Below are 21,164 nucleotides of genomic sequence, written 5' to 3'. Positions count from 1 at the left end.
CGCCCTGCAGGAAGCGGCCCGCGACCAGCGAGCCGAAGTCGAGCGAGAACGCCGTGACGAAGGACCCGACCGCGAAGATCCCCAGGCAGAGGGTGAGCACCGGGAGCCGGCCGCGCAGGTCGGCGAGGCGGCCGATGAGCGGGAGCATCGCGACGTACCCGAGGAGGAAGCCGGAGACGATCGGCGCTGCGCGCTGCAGCTCCGTGATCGCGATCCCGAAGGAGGCCATCATCTCCGGCAGCGCGAGGACGACGACGTAGGTGTCGGCGGCGGCGAAGGCGACCGCGACGGCCGCGAGCGACAGGAGCGCCGACGGCCGGCGGGGGCCGGTCACGGAGCCGAGATCTCCTTGGTGACGTCGTACTCGACCAGCCGCACGGTGTACGTCGTCGGGGCCTCGCCGGCGTAGAAGGCACCGGTGACCTCGACGGTGCGGAGCAGGCCTGCGGAGTCGACCTCGTAGCGGACCTTGAAGTCGCCGGTGCCCATGCCGAGGACGGCCTTGATCTGCTCCGCGGTCAGCACGCCGGTGTACTCGGTCAGGACCTCCTTGTTGTCCTCACCGCCCCGGACGCTCTCGCCCTCCTCGAGGTCGGACGTCTCAGCGAGCAGGTCGGAGACGCCTCCGTCGGCGGCGAGGAGCCGGCCGGGATCGGGCACGCCGTACTCCTGCGGGTCGACCTTGCGGAAGCCAGGGCCGAGCAGCGCCTGCTTGATCCAGACCTGGCCGCCCTGGGCGATCACCTGGGCGTCGGCGAGGATGCCCATCGCCTTCACGTTGAGGGTCCCCTCGAAGGAGTCGGGGTGCACCGCGGTGCCCTCACCGCCGACCAGCACGAAGCCCGCACCCTGGTCGGGGAGACCGGCGCTGGTGAGGGTCAGGTCCACGCCGGAGGTCGCGTCGAGCTTCTCCGCAGCGGTGGCCATCACCTGCTCGGGGCTCTCGCCCTTCGGCTTCCCCTCGTCGCTGGAGCAGGCGGGAAGCAGGAGGAGGGAGGCCGTCAGGGCGGCCGTGACCAGGCGCATGCCGTCAGCCTCCCACAGGGGGTGTTGCAGCGGAGGTGCCGAGCTGCAGCGCCACCGATGCCGCACAGGCCGCGATCGGCTGCGCCACGGGTACGCCGGACCCGTCGCGCCGCGGGTCGGTCTCCGGCAGGTCGACGGCAGCGCCGCTCGCCGCTGCCGCGCGGGCGGGAGGCTCGCCGGCCCACGCGAAGACGAGCGTGTCCTCGCCCTTGAGCATGCGGTGGCAGCGGACGCCGCCCGTGCCGCGCCCCTTGGGTGGGTACTCCGTGAACGGGGTGACCTTGACCGAGCCGGCCTCGGTGCCCGGGAGGGCGGTGGAGGAGCCCGAGGCCGTCACGACGACCGCGTCGTCGGAGACCGCGCCGAACCACGCGACGCTCGCGCCGTCGGCGAGCCGGACACCGGCGATGCCACCGCCCGAACGGCCCTGCGGACGCACGCCGTCGGCCGCGAAGTGGAGCAGCTGCGCATCGGTGGTGATGAAGCAGAGCGTCTCGGCACGGTCGGTCATCTCCAGCGCGCCGACGACCTCGTCGTCGTCCTTGAGCGAGATGTAGTCCCACTCGTCCTTGTTGGCGAGGTACTCCGGGTTGACCCGCTTGACGATGCCCTGGCGGGTGCCGACCGCAAGGCCGAGGCTGTTCTCGGCGAACGAGGTGAGCCCGAGGACCTTCTCCCCGGAGTCGAGCTCGACGAACTCCGAGACCGGCGCGCCGCCCGTCAGGTGCGGGTCGTTGGCGGTGGAGGGGAGGGTCGGCAGGTCGAGCACGGCCAGCTTGAGCACCCGCCCCCGCGAGGTCAGCACGCCGACCTCTCCGCGCGCGGTCGCCCGGACGGCGGAGGTGATCACGTCGTGCTTGCCCCGCGGCCCGCCGGCGCCGGGCGCATCGGCCGTCGTCGTACGCGCCAGGAGGCCGGAGGAGGAGAGGTAGACGAAGCAGGGATCGTCGGCGACCTCGAGTGGCACCGCAGAGGTCACCGCGACGCCGGCCGACTCGAGCAGGACCGTGCGCCGCGGGGTGCCGTAGGTCTTGGCGACCTCGCCGAGCTCGTCGGAGACGACCTTCCGCAGCAGCTTCTCGTCGTTGAGGATCGCGTCGAGCTCCTCGATGGTCCGCTTGAGGTCCTCCTGTTCCTTCTCCAGCTCGAGCCGGGAGAACTTCGTCAGGCGGCGCAGGGCCATGTCGAGGATGTACTCCGCCTGCAGCTCCGAGAGCTCGAAGATGTCGATGAGGCGTTCCTTGGCGGCCGCGGCGTTGTCCGACGAGCGGATCACCTGGATCACCTCGTCGATGTCGAGGATCGCGATGAGCAGTCCCTCGACGAGGTGGAGGCGGTCGGCGGCCTTCTTGCGGCGGAACGCCGAGCGGCGGCGTACGACCTCGAAGCGGTGACCGAGGAAGACCTCGAGGAGCTCCTTGAGCCCGAGCGTGCGCGGCTGGCCCTCGACCAGGCAGACGGCGTTGATCGAGAAGGACTCCTCGAGCGGGGTCTGCTTGTAGAGCTGCTCGAGGATCGCCTCGGGGTGGAAGCCGTTCTTGACCTCGATGACCAGGCGCGTCGGGTTGGCCATGTCGGAGAGGTCCTTGACGTCGGAGATGCCCTGGAGCTTCTTCGCCTGGACGAGCGACTTCATCCGCTCGACCACCTTCTCGATGCCGACGTTGTAGGGCATCTCGGTGACGACGATGACCTTCTTGCGGCCCTGCGTCTCGATGCGCGCGGTGGCGCGCATGCGGAACGAGCCGCGGCCGGAGAGGTAGGCGTCGCGGATACCGTCGAGACCGATGATCTTGCCGCCGGTCGGCAGGTCCGGGCCGGGGATGAAGCGCATCAGGTCGTCGACCGACGCCTTCGGGTGGGTGATCAGGTGGCGCAGCGCCTGGACCGTCTCGACCAGGTTGTGGGGCGCCATGTTGGTCGCCATGCCGACCGCGATGCCGGTGGTGCCGTTGACGACGAGGTTGGGCAGCGCGGAGGGGAGCACGGTCGGCTCCATCTCGCGGCTGTCGTAGTTGGGCTTGAAGTCGACGGTGTCCTCGTCGATGGAGGCGGTCATCGCCAGCGCGGCCGGAGACATGCGCGCCTCGGTGTAACGCATGGCGGCGGGGCCGTTGTCGGGGGAGCCGAAGTTGCCGTGGCCGTCGATGAAGGGCACGCGCATCGACCAGGGCTGGGCCATCCGGACCATCGCGTCGTAGATCGCCGAGTCGCCGTGGGGGTGCAGGCGACCCATGACCTCGCCGACGACGCGGGCGCTCTTGACGTGGCCGCGGTCGGGTCGCAGGCCCATGTCGTTCATCGTGTAGAGGATCCGTCGCTGGACCGGCTTGAGGCCGTCGCGCGCATCGGGGAGTGCGCGCGAGTAGATGACGGAGTACGCATACTCGAGGAACGACGAGCGCATCTCGTCGCGGACGTCGATGTCGAGGATGTGCTCCTCGAAGTCCTCAGGGGGCGGTGCGGGGGTGCTGCGGCGTGCCATGTGCGCATTCTCGCGGGCAGGGCGTGACGAACTTGTCACGCCGCGCCGCTAGATTCATCACGTGAGCGATCCCGGCGTGCCGACACCCACCGGCGCCATCCAGGCACAGCCTCCCCAGCACTGGGAGGCCGACGTCCTGCTGCTCGACGGCGGCACGGCGCACATCCGGCCGATCCAGCCCGAGGACGCCCGCGCGCTCGAGGAGTTCTACGCCCGGGTCTCCGACCGCTCGAAGTACTACCGCTTCTTCGCGCCGCGGCCGAAGCTGTCGGCCCGCGAGCTCGCCCTCTTCACCCGCGTCGACCACACCAAGCGCATCGCGTTCGTGCTGGAGCTCGCGGGGCTGATCATCGCCGTCGGCCGCTTCGACGTCGTAGAGCCGGGGGAGGCCGAGGTCGCCTTCCTCGTCGAGGACCGCCACCAGGGCCGTGGCATCGCCCAGATCCTGCTCGAGCACCTCGCCCAGGCCGGCCGCGAGCGCGGCGTACGCCGGTTCACCGCCGACGTGCTGCCCGACAACAAGCGGATGATCGCGACCTTCGAGGCGGCCGGCTACCAGGTCATGGGCGGTGTCGAGGACGGCGTGATGACGCTCGGCTTCGACATCGACCCGACCACCACTGCCCTCGGCGTGATGCAGGACCGCGAGCACCGGGCGGAGGCAGCCGCGATCGCGCAGTTCCTGGCCGCGCGGTCGGTTGCGGTGATCGGCGCCTCGCGTCGCAAGGACTCGATCGGTGAGGCGCTGGTGCGCAACCTGGTCGCCGGCGACTTCCGCGGTCGCGTCTACGTCGTCAACCCGGCGGCGGAGTCGATGCGCGGGCTGCCGGCGTACGCGTCGGTGGTGGAGATCCCCGACGAGGTGGACCTGGCGATCGTCGCGGTGCCGGCCGAGGCGGTCCAGGACGTCGTGCTCGACTGCGCGGCCAAGGGCGTCAAGGGACTCGTCGTCATCTCCTCCGGCTTCGCCGAGACCGGCGACGAGGGGCGCCAGCGGCAACGGAAGCTCGTCGGGCTGGCCCGCTCCTACGGGCTGCGGATCATCGGTCCCAACTGCCTCGGCGTCATCAACACCGACCCGATGGTCTCGATCAACGCATCGCTCTCGCGCACCATGCCCGCCCGTGGTCGCGCAGGCTTCTTCTGCCAGTCAGGTGCGCTGGGATCGGCGATCCTCGACAAGGTCAACGCGCGTGGTCTCGGCCTCTCGACCTTCGTCTCCGCGGGCAACCGCGCCGACGTCTCGGGCAACGACCTCCTGCAGTACTGGGAGGAGGACGAGTCGACCGAGGTGGTCCTGCTCTACATGGAGTCGATGGGCAACCCGCGGAAGTTCTCCCGCATCGCCCGCCGGGTCTCCCGCACCAAGCCGATCGTCGCGGTCCGCGCGGGCCGCACCACGCAGGGTGTGCCGATGGGCCACCAGGTCCGTACGTCGACGACGCCCCCGGGTGCGGTCGACGCGATGTTCCGGCAGGCCGGCGTGATCCAGGTCGACACCCTGGAGGAGATGTTCGACGTCGCGCAGGTGCTCGCGCACCAGCCGATGCCGGCCGGGCGACGCGTCGCGATCGTCGGCAACTCCGATGCGATCGGGCTCCTCGCCCGCGACGCCGCCGCCTCCTCCGGTCTGGTCATCTCGCAGCAGACCGACCTCGGCGCCAGCGCCTCGGCGGCCGACTTCGAGGCGGCCCTGCTGCAGGCGACCGAGTCCGACGACGTCGACGCAGTCGTCGCGGTCTGGATCCCGCCCCTCAACGCCTCGGCTGCCGGCCCCGCCACTGCGCTCGCCACGGTCGCGCGCAAGTCCAGCAAGCCGATCGTCTCCACCTTCCTCGGCGAGAAGGGCGTGCCGTCGCAGCTCCGCGTCGCCGACGTCGACGGTGGGGCGGCGGGCCGAGGTTCCGTGCCGTCGTACCCCGCCGTCGAGTCGGCTGTGCGCGCCCTCGCCCACGCTGTGGACTACGCCGTGTGGCGGCGGCTGCCGCAGCACGAGGTGGCCGAGCTCCAGGTCGCGCCGGAGGTCGCCCGTTCGCTCGTGGACCAGGTCGTCGAGCCGGGCTCGCGAGGGCGCAACCTCGACTACGCCGAGTCGCGCGACCTGCTCGCGGCGTACGGCATCACGCTCTGGCCCTCCGTCGCCGTCGACACCGTCGAGGACGCCATCGCTGCCGGCTCCGACCTCGGGTGGGACGTCGTCCTCAAGGCGACCGCCGACCGGTTCCGCCAGCGTCCCGACCTCGTGCACTCGTGGCGCCAGATCCGCGATGCGACCGAGATGCAGCACGCGTGGGCGATGCTCCGGGGGCGGGTCGAGCAGCCCGACGAGGCGGCGTTCGTCGTCCAGCCGACCGCGCCCCAGGGCGTGCCCGTCTCGATCTCTGCCGAGGAGGACGCGCTCTTCGGCCCGGTCATCTCCTTCGGCATCGCGGGCCCCGTCTCCGAGCTGCTCGGCGACCGTTCGTGGCGGATCCCTCCGCTCTCGGTCAACGATGCGCGCGCGATGACGCGCGAGATCAAGGGATCGCCGATGCTCTTCGGCTACCGCGGCTCCGACATCGCCGACGTCGACGCCGTCGAGGATCTCCTGCTCCGTGTCGCCCGCCTCAAGAACGACCTCCCGCAGGTGCACTCGATCGTCCTGCCCCTCGTGCTGGCGGGCCGTGAAGGGGCCTCGGTCCTCGCGTCGTCGATCCGCGTCCAGCCGGTCACCGACGCACGCGTCGACTGGTTCACGCGACGGCTGAACCCGCTGCCGGGGGACACGCTGCACTGAGCGCCGACCGACCTGATCAACCGCACCGGCAGGATGGCGGCATGAACCACGACGTCCGGCTCCGGCCCGCCACGTCCGCGGACGCGGCGGCGTGCGCCGGGATCTACCGGCCGTACGTGGAGGACACCGCGGTCAGCTTCGAGACCGAGGCACCCACTGGAGCCGACATGGCGGGCCGCATCGGGGCGTCGATCCGGTGGTTCGTGGCGGTCGACGGGCAGGGCCGGGTGATCGGCTACGCCTATGCGAGCAGGCACCGCGACCGCGCGGCGTACCGCTTTGCGTGCGACGTCAGCGTGTACGTCGGGCCGGGCAACGCGGGCAGGGGAGTCGGCCGAGCGCTGTACGCCGCGCTCCTCGCCGACCTGGAGCGGCGGGGCTATCGCATGGCGTGCGCCGGCATCGCGTTGCCGAACCCGGCCAGTGTCGGGCTGCACACGGCCGTGGGCTTCCGCCCCGTGGGCACCTACGAGCGGATCGGCTGGAAGCACGGCGCTTGGCACGACGTCCTCTGGATGCAGCGCGCACTTGGCGGCGACGGCCCGCCGGTGGACGAGCCAGCCTGACACGCGTCGGCCAACTCTTCACTCGGGTGAAGAATTCATCGCCGGTGACTGGCGCAGCCGATGCAGAGCCGCGCGACGGGACGCGCCTCGAGGCGCTCCGTGCCGATCGGCTCACCACAGCGTTCGCAGACGCCGTACGTGCCCGCATCAACCCGCGCCAGCGCGGCCTCCACCTCGAGCAGCCCCTCGCGCGCCTGCCGGATCAAGGCACCGACCTGCGAGCGCTCGAACGCGATCGTCGCGCCCTCCGGGTCGTGCTCGTCGTCGGCGTTGCTGTCGTACGACGCGGCGACGACCGCGTCGTACGAACCGGTCAGCCCGGCGAGCCGGCGGCGTGTCTCGTCGCGCTGCTGCTCGAGCCGTTCACGCGCGTCCATGGGGCGATCCTCCCGCCGGGTGCAAGGGACGAGCATGATGGCCGGGTGACATCCCACACCGACACCGGTGCCGCCCACCCCGCGGTCACCTACAGCTCCTACCTCGCCCTCGACGACCTGCTCGCCGCGCAGCATCCACGCTCCGACGAGCACGACGAGCTGCTCTTCATCGTCATCCACCAGACCTACGAGCTGTGGTTCAAGCAGCTCCTCCACGAGCTCGCGCACCTGCAGTGCATGCTCGAGGGCGGCCACACACCCCAGGCGGAGGGCGCGCTCCGCCGGGTGCTGACGATCTTCAAGACGATCGTGGCCCAGGTCGACGTGCTCGAGACGATGACGCCGCGGCAGTTCGCCAGCTTCCGCGGACGGCTCGCCCAGTCGAGCGGCTTCCAGTCCGCGCAGTTCCGCGAGCTCGAGGCGGTCCTGGGCCGCCGCGACCCGCAGGTCTTCGAGCACTACCCGGCGGGTCCCCAGCGTGACCGGATCGCCGCAGCCATGGCACGCCCCTCGCTCTACGACTCGTTCGTCACCTACCTCACCCGACAGGGGTACGCCGCCGCCCCGCGCGCCGATGTGACCGCGCCGGTCGAGCCACGTGAGGACATCCAGACGGTGCTGCTCGCGGCGTACGCCGACGACGGTGACGCGGTCCGCGTCGCCGAGCGCTTGGTCGACCTCGACGAGGGGGTGATGGAGTGGCGCTATCGGCACGTGAAGATGGTGGAGCGCACGATCGGCATGAAGCCGGGCACGGGCGGATCCGCAGGCGCGGCGTACCTCCGCACGACGCTCGACCGGCCGATGTTCCCCGATCTCTGGGCGATCCGGAGCTCGCTGTGAGCGGAGCGCTCGGGGAGCTGGCTGCCCGGCTGGCCCCGCACTACGCACGCTTCCGGGTGAGCGAGCGGCTGCTGCTCACCGGCCACTCGCACCAGGCCTGGCCCGACGTCGCGCTGCTCGGCATGCAGGAGGCGTACGCCGATGCGGCGGCGCTCGTCGACGAGAAGTGGTCGCGGGCCTTCGACCGAGCCGACGCCGTGCGTGACGGCTTCCGGTGCCTGCTCGGCGATCCAGGCGCGGAGATAGCCCTCGGGTCGAGCACCCACGAGCTCGTGGTCCGGTTCCTTTCCGCCCTGGACCTGCAGCGGCGGCCCCGGCTGGTGACGACGGACGGTGAGTTCCACTCCGCGCGGCGCCAGCTGGCCCGGCTGGGGGAGACCGGCGTCGAGGTGGTCGTCGTGCCTTCCTCACCTGTGTCGACGCTCGCCGAGCGGCTGGGTGCGGCCGTCGACGAGAGGACCGCTGCGGTGCTGACCTCCTCGGTGCTCTTCGAGACCTCTCGGGTCGTGCCGGGCCTCGGCGAGCTGGCAGCGGCCTGTGCCCGGGTTGGTGCGGAGCTGCTGGTCGACGCCTACCACCAGCTCGGCGTGCTGCCGCTGTCGCTCGACGACGCGGGCCTCGCCGACGCGTGGGTCGTCGGCGGGGGCTACAAATACCTCCAGCTCGGCGAGGGCAACTGCTTCCTGCGCCTGCCCCCGCATGCGTCGTCGCTGCGGCCCGTCGTCACCGGCTGGTACGCCGAGTTCGGGGCGCTGTCGGGTGCCGGTGCTGCCGACGGCGTGGTCTACGGACCGGGTGCGGCCCGCTTCGCCGGGTCGACCTACGACCCGACCTCGCACTACCGCGCGGCCCGCGTCCTGCGGTTCTTCGAGGAGCAGGGGCTCACGGTCGACGTGCTCGCCTCGTCGTACCGCCGCCAGCGCGAGCTGCTCGTCGCGGCCTTCGACGCGCTTGACGCGCCGGACCACGTGATCACCCGCGACCGGAGCACACCTGCGGAGGGGTTCGGGGGCTTCCTCTCGCTCGAGACGCCCCACGCGGCGCAGATCCAGGGGCTGCTGGCGGAGCGCGACGTCCTCACCGACAGCCGCGGGACGCACCTGCGGCTCGGCCCCGCGCCGTACCTCAGCGATGCGCAGCTCACCGACGCCGTCGGCGTCCTCGGTGAGGTCGTGTTGCAGGTGCGTGGCTAGGGTCGGGACCATGCGGATCCTGGTTCTCGGCGGCACCGCCTGGGTCGGACGGGAGGTCGCCACGGCGGCCGTGGCGGCCGGGCACGACGTGACCTGCCTGGCGCGGGGGAGCTCGGGCGGCTACGCCGACGGCGTCCGCGTCGTCCGTGCCGATCGCGATCGCGATGACGCGTACGACGAGGTGGCCGGCACCGACTGGGACGGCGTCGTCGACGTCGCGCGCCAGCCGGGGCAGGTCAGGGGAGCGGTCTCGCGGCTCGCCGACCATGCCGGCCGCTGGGCGTTCGTCTCGACCGGCAACGTCTACGCCTCGCACGCCGAGGTCGGTGCCGACGAGACCGCCGCGCTTCTTGCGCCGGCAACGGCCGACGTCGTCGGGGCGACCCCCGAGGAGTACGGCGCCGGCAAGGTCGCCTGCGAGGAGGCCGTCCTCGCCGGGCTGGGGGAGCGCGCGGTCATCGCGCGCGCCGGCCTGATCGGCGGACCGGGTGATGTGAGCGGACGTTCCGGCTACTGGCCGTGGCGCTTCGCCCATCCCTCTGATCCCTCCGGCGCTGTCCTGGCGCCCGCTTCGCGCGTGGCGGCGTCACTGATCGACGTGCGGGACCTGGCTCGTTGGCTCGTCTCCGCGGTCTCGGGTGCATGTGCGACCGGCATCTACGACGCCGTCGCCAACGGAGGCACGCTGCAGGACCACCTCGACGCCGCGCGCTCGGTGGCGGGGCATGGTGGCCCCGTCGTACGCGTGGAGGACGCCTGGCTCAGCGACCGGGGCGTCGCCGAGTGGTCAGGGCCGCGCTCGCTGCCGCTCTGGCTGGCCGACCCCGACTGGCAGGGCTTCGCCGGGCACCGTGGTGACAGGATCCTGGCGGCCGGCCTGCGTCCGCGGCCACTTGAGGAGACGCTCGCGGACACGCTGGCGTGGGAGGAGTCGCGGCCGGTCTCCGGCGTACGCGGTGCGGGGTTGAGCGACGACGACGAGCGGGCCCTTCTCGCGGCGGCGGGGGAGGGAGCGGCATGACCGACCGCCCCGCGGCCGCCCGTGCGCTCTGGACCCTGCTCGAGCCGCTCCACGCGGTCACCTACTTCTCGCCCGAGCCGCTGGCTGCGTTGAAGGAGGCGGGGTACCGCGGCTTCTGGATGGGCTACTTCGCGGGTCGCGGGGCACCCCTCGGTGCGGCGTCGCCCGAGCTGGTCCACGCGCTCTTCTACAACTTCACGCTCTCCCACGTGGCGCGTGCGCTGCCCGACGCCTGGTCGTTTGCTCCGCCGGCCGCGGCTCTCGGTGCGCGTCTCGACGGGTCGGTTGCGGCACTGCGGCGGCTGGTCGGGGCGGGCCTGGCTGAGGGAGAGGGGGTGGTCCGGGCCGCGGAGCTGGCGATGCGCGCCGCCTCCCACACACCGATCGAGGGCCGCGCCCTCTTCGCCGCCAACCGCTCGGTCCCGGTGCCGTCGTCCCCGCTCGCATTGCTCTGGCACGCAGCCACCCTCCTGCGCGAGCACCGCGGCGACGGCCACGTCGCCGTGCTCACCGCAGCCGGCATCACCGGCCGCGAGGCGCACGTCCTCCACGCCCTGACGAGCGGTACCCCCGCCGAGGTGTACGCCGCGGCGCGCGAGCTCGGCGAGGGGGAGTGGGAGGCGCTCTGTGAGGACCTGGCTCTGCGCGGGCTGGTCGCTGACGGTGAGGCGACCGAGCTGGGGCGTGACGTGAAGGCGGTCATCGAGGAGCAGACCGACCGGCTCGCGGCCGTTGCCTACGCGACGCTCTCCGACGCCGAGCTGGACGAGCTGATGGAGCTGCTGCGGCCGCTCGCGCGTGCGGTCGTCGCGGGTGGCGAGATTCCCGTGAAGTCACCGATCGGGATCGACCTCGATGCGGTGGTTGCGGAGCCTTCCTGAGGGTGCTCCGGGGCTGGGCCTGTCGGGCATGCCTACGTGTCTTCAGCGCCTCGAGCACCTGAGCCGTACGACGCTGCGAAGTGCACGGATCTGCCGATGTGACGTCGCATGTGGCACCGGCAGATTCGACTTGGCAGGATCGGCCTGTGCCGACATCTGACGAGCAGCTGAGGGCCAGGCTTCGAGACCTTGAGGACGAGGCTCGGACGCTCGCTGATGTCGAGGTTGAGACCTACGAGGGAACGACCATCAGCACGGTCCATGTCGATCCGCGCTCGCCTGCGGCGCGCTCGATGTCGTGGACCGACCTTGGCGACGAATTGATCCTTGAGGTCGGCACGCATGGCGGTCGCTGGGAACTCGAACTGAACGAAGGTGCCATCGCGTTTCTCGAGGACGTCGTGCGTAGCGTGATGGCCGGGAGGGTGCGCGAGACCTTCGGTCGCGGGCGGTCACGAGTCGAGGTCACGCTCGCTGACGGATCTTCCGCAGTGGAGACCGGATACGTGTCGTGGCTGCCAACACCAGGTTGGAAGAAGCGTGGGCGTGTCGTGCAGTACGGGCCCTATTGACCAACTAACCGCGCATGCCGCATAGCGTGCGCTGCGGCCCGAGCGAATCTGCCGCGATCCGCGCGTCTCCGCGTGGCGCTCTCGTGCACCCTGTTCAGGGCGGTTGAATGGCGGCGTGGGAGCGAAGCGTTGCGCGGTCGTCACCGGAGCATCCCGCGGCTTTGGCCGCGCCTTGGTTGACCGCCTGGCCGACGATGGTTGGGCGGTGATCGGCGTGGTCCGCTCGGAGCAGGCCGCCCGTGCCGGTGTCCAGTGGGTCAACTGGGACGTCACGGACCCTGACGTTTCAGTACTTCGATCGGCCGTTGGCGATGCGCCAGTAGACCTCCTCGTCAACAACGCAGGGGCTGGCTCCGACCAACAACGTCTGAGCGAAGTCGACCTCGACGCCCTGGACGCGGTCATGCAAGTCAATCTCGGTGGAGTCGTTCGGACGACACAGGCCCTTGAGGGCAACCTGCGTGCGGCGACCGCACCCGTCGTCGTGAACGTTTCCTCTCGGCTGGCCTCACTCAACGACCAGAGCTCGGGGCTCTACAGCGAACTTGGGACCTCGTATGCCTATCGGATCAGCAAAGCAGCTCAGAACATGGCGACGATCTGCCTCAGCGAGGAACTGAGCCCGCATGTTCGGGTCCTTGCCGTGCATCCAGGTGAGCTGGCGACTGCGTTGGGCCAGCGCGATGCCCAGACTGAACCTCGGGGGGCGGCGGCACAGCTGGTCGAACTCCTGAACTCCGACAGGTGGACGTCACCTGACTTCCGGCGCGTTTCCGGCGAACAGCTCGCCTGGTAGCACGCTCCAAGATCAAGCGGACATGCCGCGTCGAGTTCGGCATCGCGTGACCGCTCATGCCGCGAGTCGTTCGGTTCTGCGGGAAGTAGGGCGCGTCCCGTCGGTGGATTCTGTTGTTCTGCGACCCGCCGGTCCTCAGGTGGAAAACATCACCAAGGTGACGGACCCTTCGGATTGACCTTGACGTCACCAACTTGGGTGCTCGCATGCGAGCGCACCCACCGCTCGGTGCGCACGAGATCAGTCGGTGCGACGAACAGGACCAGACTGTCGCGCCCGTCGATGACCGCGCCGGTCAACGGCACCCGCTTCAACAAGTCCAGCGCGAATGCGATCCGGGCGCGCGCGACGCTCACGTCACCGTTGCCGGGGTCCAGACTCACCCCGAGTCGTCGTCCGGCGCTGACATAGACCGCATCGGCGCCAGCAATCTTGAACTTGCGTTCAGCAGTCGCTACGAGCTCGGGCAGAGACGTCGATTCGCGGCGTTCATCGACCCAAAACCCCGTCCGCGAGCCAGTCATCTGATACGACGTGACGGCGGGGTCGTGGTACGCGGATGCAAAGTCCTCGATCATGGCGGTAGAGGCGTGGTCACCGTAGAAAGCGACGCGGTGCCGGTCGCCTTGGAATACAACCTCTACACCGTTGAGGTTGTCGCCCTCGTCGTCGTATTTCGCTACGACGTTCAGGATCTCGGCCGCCGTGGCGTGGCGCGAAATCACGACGCGGACTTCCTTCGGGATGTTCTGGAAGGGAATCGCATCGTCACCCTCCGCCTCGAAGGCTTCGGCCGACACGACGCCGGGCATGCCTTGGGCGTCCTTCTTGAGGCTGCCTTGGGAGGTCGGGCAACTCGCCAGCGCGAGGGCCACTAGTGCAAGCACCGCGATCGCGAGGATGACCTTCTTCATGGACTGATAGTGGCGGCTAGTGGAGGGCTGCGCGGTCTTTTGCATGAGGCGGTTCGTCCGCCAACCCAATCCGGTCAGACATGCCGCGTTGTTTCCAGCAAGCCGCTAGCGCGGCGGCGGAGGGGGTGCCACGATGCGGCACATGTCGTACGACTTGGCTGTCTGGGACGGCCCCAAGCCCGCAAGTAACGCCGACGCCTCCGCAGAGTATGAGCGCCGCATGGACGCGATGGAGGAGGCCCTTGACGGCTCGGACGAGCCTGCTGCTCCGACTGAGCGCATCAAGGCCTTCGTCGAAGCAGCCCTAGCCCGCTTCCCAGAGCTGGACGACAACTCCGGCCCCGAGTGCCCCTGGGCGTCGTCGCCGCTGGAGGGCGAGGCAGTCGGTGACCTCATTTACTTGCCGATGACGTTCTCCGGTGCGGAATACGCCCGCGACGTGCTCGCTGAGATCGCAGACTCGCTGGGCCTTGTCTGCTTCGACCCCCAGATCGAGCAACTGCTGCCGGATGCTCAGGCAGTCCCCGCCGCCACGGTGTCGGCATCTGCCTATGCGGCCCTGGCCCAGCATCTTCAGGCGGAGAAGCGATCGCAAGAATCCGGCTGGTTTTCACGACTCTTCAAGCGAAAGCAGCAACCCTTCAACGCATCCACGCGCACGACCACGGGGACGATTGCGGCAACGCACAGGGCCGAGCTTGAGTCGGGCGAGGTGATGAACGACCCCTCGGATGATGGCCTGTTCATGTTGTTCGATGACCTCGAATCGGGCCGAAGCGGGTATCTGATCGTTGACGACCTCCGTGATCCGAGTGGCCATACCTACGCGCAGTCGAGCCGAAACGACGACGGCACGTACCTCGTTGAATACCGCGCAGGCGGAGCAGACCGCCATTTCCGGACAACCGCCCCGGACATGCGGGCTGCGCACGCTCTCATCGTGGGTTGGACCTTCGACATCCAAGGCTGGCGCGAGGCGGCGACTTGGGAGCCGGTGACGTTCTAGCCGTGCCGCAACATCGGGGCGTTGCGCGGCTGCACAACGCGCGGACATGCCGCGAGTAGTTCGGTTCTGCCGAATTTAGGTCGCCTGACCGGACGGCTGCAGTGTGCAAGGATTCGGGTGTGGACAGGCTGACGACGCGTATCGGAAGCGGCGACCCTTCCTTGGAGCAGCGACTCAGCGATGAGTTGGACAAGCACAACACCAACGCAACGAGCGGGACACTAGCGGCCGAGGAGTTGACGGTCAGCGTCGAGGACAACGGAGTGTTGGTGGCTGGTGCCTCCGGCTGGACATGGGGCGAAGCCGCGGGAATCGGCATGATGTGGGTCGATGAGGCTAGGCGTTCCAGCGGGCTGGGCCGATCGGTCCTTGATGCCTTCGAGGTCGAAGCACGACGCCGCGGATGTATGCGCATCTTCACGACCTCTTTCACCTTCCAGGCGCCTGAGTTCTACAAGAAGGCGGGCTACGTCGAGATCTTCCGCTGGCAGGGAGTTCCTAGCGAGGGCCGCGACGATGTCCACATGCTTAAGGATCTGAGGTAGCGATCCGAGCGGACATGCCGCTGGTTGGGCGCGGTCGTGCTTGGCGATGCGGAGACCCGCGCACCGGAGGCGCACGCCACCGAACGAAGTCGGCAAAAACCTCAGCCGAGCCAGGCCGGGCCCGCACATACTGGCGCAATGCCGCGCCTTGTACTCACCCTCGTCCTGATGCTTGCCGTCACGAGCTGCACGGAGCAGCAGGCTCCCAACGAGCCGAAGGAGAAGGTGGCCACGGTTGGCAAGGAAGGTCTGATCCTCACGCGGGACGGGGGTTCCACCTACGAGTTCCACGATGCCGTCGCCGAGTGCTCCATATCTGATGCAGGTGCAGGCGACACAGAGGTCGTCCGCCTGACAGCGCCTGCGGACTATCGGAGTGCCTTTCGGAAAGGCAAACTTCGGAAGCCGTTCCTCTATGTGGAGGTAATTCCGGGTACTCAGGGCCGTCGGGAGTTCTCGCTGAAGCAGCGAAACTTCGACGACGGACCGCCGGATGTCACCGTCTTTGGCGGCGACCCGGAAGGACCGAACAGTGTTTCCGGCCACGCGGAGGTTTCGACCGGTCACCTGAACATCATTGAAGCGACGTGCGATCCCGAACCCCGCGTGGCCTTCACGATCCGAGCCACGCTTGGCAGCGAGTCCTTCGACGGTCGGAGTGTGCACGTTTGGGGCGGTCTCGAGGCTGGCGGGGCTCAAGGCTGAGCACGCTCAAACTGCCCGGATCTGCCGCGGGTAGAGCGGTCGGTCAGTTCCATCATTACGCCTACGTCAGACGTGCCGCGGCTGGATAGTTCGTTCATGCGAGCGGCTGCGAAGGTTCTGTTTGGTCTGTGCCTCGGGGCTGTACTGGGGCCGGCCTCGGTGATCGCCTGGCAGACGCGGCCGATCGACGATCGCGTGGTCCGTGCCGGCGAGGCCGTCGCTGCGGTAGAGGGCCGGCCGTACTGGGACATTCCGTGGACCCAGCGGATCAGTGCTGGCGTCGGGTTCGGGGGCACGGTGGTGCTGACTCCCCAGGGTTGTGTCGGCCTGCGACAGTCGTCCAACAGCGCCACCGATATCGTGATGGTCGTGTGTCCATCCGGCACACGAGTCCATGGCGAGGGTGCAGACCTGGAGATCCGTGCCGGGGCTCAGCGCATCCGCATCGGTGACGAGGTCGACGGCGGAAGCGCGATGCGAGATGAGTTTCCCGCCCTGAAGCGCAGCCTTCCGACGGCCTGTGCAACTCTCGCCCTCACCGACTTCCAGCCTGGCGGGTGACGAGCGGCGAGTAGGCAGCCTGATTCGGTCTGTCATGCCGCTGGGACGTCGTTTTCAGGTCGAGGACGGAAGTCCGTTCGCGCAAAGGTCAAGAGCGTCGTCTGCTGTCCTGAGGGCATCCACGACCGTCTTTGCTGGCTGCACGTGGAGCCTTGGCAGATCCTGCTCGCCCTGAGCAGGGTCGACCGTCCACGCGAGACGCTCGGTGCCGAGGGAGACTGCGCATCGATTCCCGGCTTGTTGCCGCGCGGATCAACCCGATGCCACGCACCGTCAAGGTAGAGCGCGACCAGGCCGTGCAGAAACGCTTGACCGTCTTCGACAAAGCGCCGGTAGCAGAGCCCCGCTGGTACGGATCCGGCGCGTAGAACAGCCGCGAGCAGGTGGGACTTCGCAAAGCAGAGCCCAACGCGATGGTTGAGAACCTCGGTCGCCGTGAGAGTCACGCGGGGGTCCTGCGCATCCACTGAGTGCCGAACCTCATCGCGCACCCACTCGAACGCCCGGCGCGCGAAGTCTGCATCGTTCGTGGCACCCGCACGGAGGCTCGCCGCGAGGCTGCGGATCTCCGGGTGATCAGTCTCCACGATCGCGTCTGACCCGAGGTACTCCGACGGCGCAGCTGCCTCGATGTTTACGCGATGAATCCTGCCGCACCGATCCGACCTGTCATGCTGCGATTACGACACTCTCGAGCAGTTGCTGATTATGGTCGCGCCATGACGAACGACGCGCCGGGGCTGATGCCTGCCGCCTACCTGTTGATTGCAATGGTCCTGCTCGCCGTTGGCAGCCAGCTGTTCCTGAACCTGAACGAGGATCCCGAGATCTTCATCATCTTCACGCTCATCTTCACCGCGCCCGGGGTCTACCTGCTCGTCGCCGGTGCGGTTGCGCGCGGCATTCAGATGGCCCGCCAGGACTGATTCGGGTCGATCGGCCACGCTGCGAGTAGCTCGGTTGTGCCGAGTTTCTGCCATGCGGGCTGCGATGCTCGGTTCGTGCCAGCGCTCCCTGTCTTCAGATACCACCCGGACCCGGTGGCTACCGGGTCGGCCGTCGCATCGGACGAGACCTGTGAGGTCTGCAGCCAGCCCGCCGGGTACAAGTACGCCGGAGGCTCGATCTGCGGTGGACAGGTCGAGGTGCTGTGTCTTCGATGCATCGCCGACGGAACGGCGGCGGCTCGACTGGCTCACCCAGACGGACCCGCAGAGTTCACCGACATTGGGTGGGGCGTGCCGGACGATGTCCCCGCCTCAGTGCTCGAGGAGGTATCTCAGCGAACGCCTGGATTCATCGGCTGGCAGGAAGAGCACTGGATGTACCACTGCTCTGACGCGGCGGCCTTCCTGGGACTTGTCGGGTGGGCGGACGTCGCCAACCTGCCGGACGCAATCGAGTCGCTGCGGGCTGACCTCGCGGAAATCGGCGTGGGCGAAGACGAAGCCGACCGGCAGATCAAGATGATGCGACGCGACGGCGACCTGACCGGATACCTGTTTCGGTGCCTCCACTGCGGCGCACACCTCGCGTATTCGGACGCCAACTGATCCGCCTGCCCTGCCGCGAATAGGCCGGTCCTGCCGATGACAGATCACCGTGCTCAGCTCCAGACTGTCAGCCGTGGGCCGATTCGTGATCACGATGCCAGCGGTGTCCTACGCGCGTGAGTTGTGGCGCTTTGGAGAGCCGGACCTCGCAGAACGCGCCGCTGCGATGAGCCCCGCTGAATGCGCCGACGTCGGCATGCGAGCCGGTGAACTCAGCCTCAGCGGTGAGGCGGTTCGGCTTTGGCCGTCCGGGCCGAGCGGCCACACGGCCGCGATTCTCCTGGCCGCCATCGAGCATCTCGAGGGCCGACCCCGACCCTGCGCGCGGGTCCGTCGTTTGCCGGAGAAGTCCTTGCCGTCGAACCTCGCGGTCGGCGAAGACGACCGATGGGCGGCGTTGGCCGCCCTGAGTGAAGAGATGGATGCCCGCCTTCGCTGACATGTGCGGACATGCCGCGGATCGCCGGTTCTGCCGAGATCCGGTCACGCGGGCAAAAGGGGCTGGCACCGGCCGAGTCGGTCGCTCACGGCGCTGCGCCTGTGCTGCCGGGCGCGTCGACTAGCGACGGCCTGCTCTGGCCAAGCAGAGGAGTCCGAGGGCGATCAGCCCGCCACCCAGCACGCCCCCTGCAAGCGACCAGTGCCACCAGAACCCCTGCGCAGTCCAGCGGGTCTGCGAGAGAACGAACACGCCACCGAGGATCGTCACGACGCCAAGCAATCGCTGCGCCAACAATCCGGACGGGTCCATACCGTGATCGTGCCATCGAGCGCCCCAGCCGTACGACGCTGCGTAGCGCGGACTGTCGATCAGTCGACGACGGCCGTCTCCACCCAGTAGCGGCGCTTGCCGGCGTACGTCGACTCGAAGACGCCACCCTGGCTCTCGATGGTGCGTGCAGAGGCGACGTTCTCCTCCTCGCAGGTAATGAGCACGCGGTCGATGCCGAGGGAGTTCGCTGCGTCCAGGGCCAGGCGGAGGGCCCGCGAGGCATGTCCTCGTCGGCGGTGACTCGGCCGAATGCTGTAGCCGATGTGTCCGCCCTCGGTTCGCAGGAATTCGTTGTCGAGCGATCGGCGCAGCATCAGGAAGCCGATGACCTCGCCGCCGTGCGCGATCCAGTAGCAGTCACTCACGACCAGGCCCTCGGGCGGGTTCGTTCGCAACTGGTCAGCCTTGGCGATCAACGCCCGGCAGCTGTCGAGGTCAGCACCGAAGGCGTCGATCCACCACCAGCCTGAGCCGTTCATGTCGTCGTACCGGTCATAGTCGGCAACGCACTCTGCCCACGCTGAATACAGCTCGAGAGCAGGCTCGACGAGCTCCGTCATCTGGTCGTTCACACGGCCATGATGCCTGCTCGCCGTATAGCACCGCGGCCGCGCGCTGGTGGATGCTCGCTCTGTTCGGTCACCGACGTCGCCACGGCGTCCAGGTGACCTCGAAGAACTCGCCGGTGACCCCCGGCCCGGAGGATGAGGCACCCCCGCGGCCCTGCGCCAGGTAGCCCTCCTCGTGGTCCCGGCGGAACTCGTCGAAACCACCGGTGACGACGGCGACGAGGTCCTCGGCGGCCTCGATGAACTCAGCGGAGTCTCCGTCGCAGGCGTCGCACAGACAGTCGGTGACCCACTCGCTGCACTGTCGGCCGAACCCCACGACCACGATCGTGCCGCCGCCGTCGTGCTCACGCCGTTCGAGCCGGAGAGGGGAGGCGGCACGATCGGACGGAGTGATGGTCGTGACCCCACCGTCGACGGAGGTCGAGCAGTCGTACGTCGCCCCGAGTTCCCCGGGCAGCCGGTCCAGCCAGGCGACGAAGTCAGCGCAGACCGCGGCGAGGTCGCGCGTGACCCGGCTGTACGCCGCGTCCGGCGGCCCGCCGTTCGCCCAGTCCCAGTTGAAGGTGCCCACAGCGACACCAGACCACATCGACTCCGCATGCGTCTCCCGGATTACCGGGCAGGCGGTCAGCCCAGGCCAGCCCGGATCGCGAGGATCGCCGCCTGCACGCGGTCCCGGCTGCCGGTCTTCGCCAGCACGTTGCCCACGTGCGTCTTGACCGTGCTCACGGTCAGGTGCAGCCGCGCCGCGATCTCGGTGTTGTTCAGGCCCAGTCCGATCAGCCCGAGGACGTCGTGCTCGCGGTCGGTGAGGTCGAGTCCGGCGATGGTCGCCCCGGGCTGCGCGCCCGACGTCTGGCGCACGCGTGCCAGGACGGCGCCCGTCACCTGCGGCGACAGAATCGAGTCGCCCGCTGCGACCCGGCGTACGGCGTCGACGAGCTCGCGCCCGCTGCACCGCTTGAGCAGGAACCCGCGCGCCCCGGCGGCGATCGCGTCGAGCACGTAGGCGTCGTCGTCGAAGGTCGTCACGACGATGACCGCCGGCGGACTCGCCATGGTGGCGAGCGAGCGGGTCGCCTGGAGCCCGTCGAGCACCGGCATGCGGATGTCGACCAGGGCGACGTCGAGGTGCGGGTCGGCACGTACTCCGTAGAGAAACGCCTGTCCGTCGGCGGCCTGCAGCGCGACCTCGAGGTCCGGCTGGGCCGACAGGATCAGGCTGAATCCCTCGCGGACCAGGTCCTGGTCGTCGACGACGGCGGCGCGGATCATGCCTCGGACACCGGGAGGACGACGTCCACCATCGTCCCGCCGCCCGGACGGGTGCTCATCTCGAACGTGCCCTGCAGCGCAGCCACGCGTTCGGTGATGCCGACGAGGCCAGCTCCGCGCTCGACGTACGCCGGAGGGCCGATGCCGTCGTCGCTCACCCTCAGCCGGACGTGGGCCGCGAGCCGGCGTACCTCGACCCACGCGCTCGTCGCCTTCGCGTGGCGCGTGATGTTGGTGAGCGCTTCCTGAGCGACGCGGTAGACCGCCAGCGAGCCCACCTCGTCGAGGCCGTGGTCGGCATCGATGTCGACGCTGACCATGACGCCGTGCTGTCGCAGAGGCTCGGCGAGGAGCTCGTCGATGTCGCCCAGGCGCGGAGGTGCCGTCATGGCGATGGCCGCGTCGGGGTCGCGGAGGTGGACGACGAGGGCGTCGAGCTCGCGAAGGGCCGCGCGGCCGGTCTCCGCGATGCGGCGCAGGGCCGGCTCGGGGTCGGACACCTGGCCGGCCTCGGCCTGCACGACCATCGCGGTCACGTGGTGGCCCACGACGTCGTGGAGCTCGCGCGCGAGCGCCGTGCGCTGCTCGAGCCAGGTCGCCTGGGTGCGTAGCTCGTCGGTCTCGACGCGCAGGTCTGCCGTGAGCCGGGCGTTGCGCTCGTGCCAGCGAAGGAGGCTCGCGGCGAGGAAGGCGATGACTGCAGCGATGAACGACGAGATCGGCGG

At 69.3% G+C, this 21,164-nt stretch carries 25 protein-coding genes; 15 read left to right on the top strand and 10 right to left on the bottom strand.

The window, feature by feature from the left end:
- From VLF38_RS08845 to VLF38_RS08835, 3 genes are all read right to left on the bottom strand, one after another.
- On the bottom strand, positions 1-334 hold a 334-nt coding region (locus VLF38_RS08845; RefSeq protein ID WP_325270901.1), incomplete at its 3' end, for an MFS transporter.
- Positions 331-1,026, bottom strand: coding sequence for an LppX_LprAFG lipoprotein (locus VLF38_RS08840; RefSeq protein ID WP_325270900.1), 696 nt, complete (start codon positions 1,024-1,026; stop codon positions 331-333). The genes VLF38_RS08845 and VLF38_RS08840, both read right to left, overlap by 4 nt.
- A gap of 4 nt (positions 1,027-1,030) precedes the next feature.
- Positions 1,031-3,511, bottom strand: a complete 2,481-nt coding sequence (locus tag VLF38_RS08835) for a DNA topoisomerase IV subunit A (protein WP_325270899.1) — start codon at positions 3,509-3,511, stop codon at positions 1,031-1,033.
- A gap of 61 nt (positions 3,512-3,572) precedes the next feature.
- Here VLF38_RS08835 and VLF38_RS08830 point away from each other — a divergent pair, with 61 nt between their 5' ends.
- On the top strand, positions 3,573-6,287 hold the full coding sequence (locus tag VLF38_RS08830; protein WP_325270898.1) for a GNAT family N-acetyltransferase: 2,715 nt from the start codon (positions 3,573-3,575) through the stop codon (positions 6,285-6,287).
- A 41-nt stretch (positions 6,288-6,328) separates the two neighbouring features.
- A complete protein-coding gene (locus VLF38_RS08825) occupies positions 6,329-6,853 on the top strand; it encodes a GNAT family N-acetyltransferase (RefSeq protein ID WP_325270897.1) in 525 nt (174 codons plus the stop codon).
- Positions 6,854-6,888: 35 nt separating this feature from the next.
- Here the strand turns inward: VLF38_RS08825 and VLF38_RS08820 are convergent, their stop codons facing one another.
- Positions 6,889-7,230, bottom strand: coding sequence for a TraR/DksA family transcriptional regulator (locus tag VLF38_RS08820; protein WP_325270896.1), 342 nt, complete (start codon positions 7,228-7,230; stop codon positions 6,889-6,891).
- 45 nt (positions 7,231-7,275) lie between these two features.
- Here VLF38_RS08820 and VLF38_RS08815 point away from each other — a divergent pair, with 45 nt between their 5' ends.
- The 6 genes from VLF38_RS08815 (at position 7,276) to VLF38_RS08790 (ending at position 12,536) form a co-directional block, all read left to right on the top strand.
- Positions 7,276-8,073 carry a tryptophan 2,3-dioxygenase gene (locus VLF38_RS08815; protein ID WP_325270895.1) on the top strand — a complete coding sequence of 266 codons (798 nt, stop codon included), beginning with the start codon at positions 7,276-7,278 and terminating at the stop codon, positions 8,071-8,073.
- On the top strand, positions 8,070-9,266 hold the full coding sequence (locus VLF38_RS08810) for a hypothetical protein (RefSeq protein ID WP_325270894.1): 1,197 nt from the start codon (positions 8,070-8,072) through the stop codon (positions 9,264-9,266). Before VLF38_RS08815 ends, VLF38_RS08810 begins: the two co-directional genes overlap by 4 nt.
- 10 nt (positions 9,267-9,276) lie before the next feature.
- Positions 9,277-10,287: an NAD-dependent epimerase/dehydratase family protein gene (locus VLF38_RS08805; protein WP_325270893.1), complete on the top strand. Its 1,011-nt coding sequence runs from the start codon at positions 9,277-9,279 to the stop codon at positions 10,285-10,287.
- Positions 10,284-11,168 carry an SCO6745 family protein gene (locus VLF38_RS08800; protein WP_325270892.1) on the top strand — a complete coding sequence of 295 codons (885 nt, stop codon included), beginning with the start codon at positions 10,284-10,286 and terminating at the stop codon, positions 11,166-11,168. The genes VLF38_RS08805 and VLF38_RS08800 overlap by 4 nt, the downstream gene beginning before the upstream one ends.
- A 146-nt stretch (positions 11,169-11,314) precedes the next feature.
- Positions 11,315-11,740: a hypothetical protein gene (locus VLF38_RS08795; protein WP_325270891.1), complete on the top strand. Its 426-nt coding sequence runs from the start codon at positions 11,315-11,317 to the stop codon at positions 11,738-11,740.
- Between the two features lie 115 nt (positions 11,741-11,855).
- Entirely contained in the window at positions 11,856-12,536 is a 681-nt protein-coding gene (locus VLF38_RS08790; RefSeq protein ID WP_325270890.1) for an SDR family NAD(P)-dependent oxidoreductase, read from the top strand.
- 149 nt (positions 12,537-12,685) lie between these two features.
- Here VLF38_RS08790 and VLF38_RS08785 read toward each other — a convergent pair whose 3' ends face one another.
- On the bottom strand, positions 12,686-13,450 hold the full coding sequence (locus VLF38_RS08785; protein ID WP_325270889.1) for a hypothetical protein: 765 nt from the start codon (positions 13,448-13,450) through the stop codon (positions 12,686-12,688).
- A 142-nt stretch (positions 13,451-13,592) separates the two neighbouring features.
- Here VLF38_RS08785 and VLF38_RS08780 point away from each other — a divergent pair, with 142 nt between their 5' ends.
- The 4 genes from VLF38_RS08780 to VLF38_RS08765 all read left to right on the top strand — a co-directional run bounded on the left by VLF38_RS08780 (position 13,593) and on the right by VLF38_RS08765 (position 16,267).
- Positions 13,593-14,456: a hypothetical protein gene (locus VLF38_RS08780; protein ID WP_325270888.1), complete on the top strand. Its 864-nt coding sequence runs from the start codon at positions 13,593-13,595 to the stop codon at positions 14,454-14,456.
- 119 nt (positions 14,457-14,575) lie between these two features.
- Positions 14,576-15,001 carry a GNAT family N-acetyltransferase gene (locus VLF38_RS08775; protein WP_325270887.1) on the top strand — a complete coding sequence of 142 codons (426 nt, stop codon included), beginning with the start codon at positions 14,576-14,578 and terminating at the stop codon, positions 14,999-15,001.
- Between the two features lie 168 nt (positions 15,002-15,169).
- A complete protein-coding gene (locus VLF38_RS08770; RefSeq protein ID WP_325270886.1) occupies positions 15,170-15,706 on the top strand; it encodes a hypothetical protein in 537 nt (178 codons plus the stop codon).
- Positions 15,707-15,802: 96 nt separating this feature from the next.
- Positions 15,803-16,267, top strand: coding sequence for a hypothetical protein (locus tag VLF38_RS08765; RefSeq protein ID WP_325270885.1), 465 nt, complete (start codon positions 15,803-15,805; stop codon positions 16,265-16,267).
- A 32-nt stretch (positions 16,268-16,299) separates the two neighbouring features.
- On the opposite strand, the gene VLF38_RS17375 is transcribed toward VLF38_RS08765, so the two are convergent.
- The gene (locus tag VLF38_RS17375) at positions 16,300-16,854 is read right to left on the bottom strand and encodes a transglutaminase-like domain-containing protein (RefSeq protein WP_414689376.1); all 555 of its coding nucleotides are present in this window, start codon (positions 16,852-16,854) and stop codon (positions 16,300-16,302) included.
- Positions 16,855-16,986: 132 nt separating this feature from the next.
- Between VLF38_RS17375 and VLF38_RS08760 the strand changes: the two genes are divergently transcribed.
- The 3 genes from VLF38_RS08760 to VLF38_RS08750 all read left to right on the top strand — a co-directional run bounded on the left by VLF38_RS08760 (position 16,987) and on the right by VLF38_RS08750 (position 18,259).
- Positions 16,987-17,193 carry a hypothetical protein gene (locus VLF38_RS08760; protein WP_325270884.1) on the top strand — a complete coding sequence of 69 codons (207 nt, stop codon included), beginning with the start codon at positions 16,987-16,989 and terminating at the stop codon, positions 17,191-17,193.
- 75 nt (positions 17,194-17,268) lie between these two features.
- Positions 17,269-17,820 (top strand): CbrC family protein, encoded by a 552-nt coding sequence (locus VLF38_RS08755; protein ID WP_325270883.1) that lies wholly within the window; start codon positions 17,269-17,271, stop codon positions 17,818-17,820.
- A 73-nt stretch (positions 17,821-17,893) separates the two neighbouring features.
- Positions 17,894-18,259 (top strand): hypothetical protein, encoded by a 366-nt coding sequence (locus VLF38_RS08750; protein ID WP_325270882.1) that lies wholly within the window; start codon positions 17,894-17,896, stop codon positions 18,257-18,259.
- 371 nt (positions 18,260-18,630) lie between these two features.
- Here the strand turns inward: VLF38_RS08750 and VLF38_RS08745 are convergent, their stop codons facing one another.
- From VLF38_RS08745 to VLF38_RS08730, 4 genes are all read right to left on the bottom strand, one after another.
- On the bottom strand, positions 18,631-19,164 hold the full coding sequence (locus VLF38_RS08745; RefSeq protein ID WP_325270881.1) for a GNAT family N-acetyltransferase: 534 nt from the start codon (positions 19,162-19,164) through the stop codon (positions 18,631-18,633).
- A 67-nt stretch (positions 19,165-19,231) separates the two neighbouring features.
- On the bottom strand, positions 19,232-19,735 hold the full coding sequence (locus VLF38_RS08740; RefSeq protein WP_325270880.1) for a DUF6226 family protein: 504 nt from the start codon (positions 19,733-19,735) through the stop codon (positions 19,232-19,234).
- A 56-nt stretch (positions 19,736-19,791) separates the two neighbouring features.
- The gene (locus tag VLF38_RS08735; RefSeq protein ID WP_325270879.1) at positions 19,792-20,439 is read right to left on the bottom strand and encodes a response regulator transcription factor; all 648 of its coding nucleotides are present in this window, start codon (positions 20,437-20,439) and stop codon (positions 19,792-19,794) included.
- Positions 20,436-21,164 (bottom strand): sensor histidine kinase (locus VLF38_RS08730; RefSeq protein WP_325270878.1); only part of this gene is annotated, 729 nt, incomplete at its 5' end. The genes VLF38_RS08735 and VLF38_RS08730, both read right to left, overlap by 4 nt.

The organism is Nocardioides sp. (genome assembly GCF_035481145.1).
Classification (GTDB): Bacteria; Actinomycetota; Actinomycetes; order Propionibacteriales; family Nocardioidaceae; genus Nocardioides.
The sequence above is the reverse complement of the archived record's forward strand: the minus strand, read 5'-3'. Positions and strand labels throughout refer to the sequence as shown.

Bases quoted from the DNA above. Each gene is read 5' to 3' on its own strand.
- VLF38_RS08840 (WP_325270900.1), bottom strand. From the start codon at position 1,026: ATGCGCCTGGTCACGGCCGCCCTGACGGCCTCCCTCCTCCTGCTTCCC.
- VLF38_RS08835 (WP_325270899.1), bottom strand. From the start codon at position 3,511: ATGGCACGCCGCAGCACCCCCGCACCGCCCCCTGAGGACTTCGAGGAG.
- VLF38_RS08825 (WP_325270897.1), top strand. From the start codon at position 6,329: ATGAACCACGACGTCCGGCTCCGGCCCGCCACGTCCGCGGACGCGGCG.
- VLF38_RS08820 (WP_325270896.1), bottom strand. From the start codon at position 7,230: ATGGACGCGCGTGAACGGCTCGAGCAGCAGCGCGACGAGACACGCCGC.
- VLF38_RS08805 (WP_325270893.1), top strand. From the start codon at position 9,277: ATGCGGATCCTGGTTCTCGGCGGCACCGCCTGGGTCGGACGGGAGGTC.
- VLF38_RS08800 (WP_325270892.1), top strand. From the start codon at position 10,284: ATGACCGACCGCCCCGCGGCCGCCCGTGCGCTCTGGACCCTGCTCGAG.
- VLF38_RS08785 (WP_325270889.1), bottom strand. From the start codon at position 13,450: ATGAAGAAGGTCATCCTCGCGATCGCGGTGCTTGCACTAGTGGCCCTC.
- VLF38_RS08780 (WP_325270888.1), top strand. From the start codon at position 13,593: ATGTCGTACGACTTGGCTGTCTGGGACGGCCCCAAGCCCGCAAGTAAC.
- VLF38_RS08770 (WP_325270886.1), top strand. From the start codon at position 15,170: ATGCTTGCCGTCACGAGCTGCACGGAGCAGCAGGCTCCCAACGAGCCG.
- VLF38_RS08765 (WP_325270885.1), top strand. From the start codon at position 15,803: ATGCGAGCGGCTGCGAAGGTTCTGTTTGGTCTGTGCCTCGGGGCTGTA.
- VLF38_RS08760 (WP_325270884.1), top strand. From the start codon at position 16,987: ATGACGAACGACGCGCCGGGGCTGATGCCTGCCGCCTACCTGTTGATT.
- VLF38_RS08735 (WP_325270879.1), bottom strand. From the start codon at position 20,439: ATGATCCGCGCCGCCGTCGTCGACGACCAGGACCTGGTCCGCGAGGGA.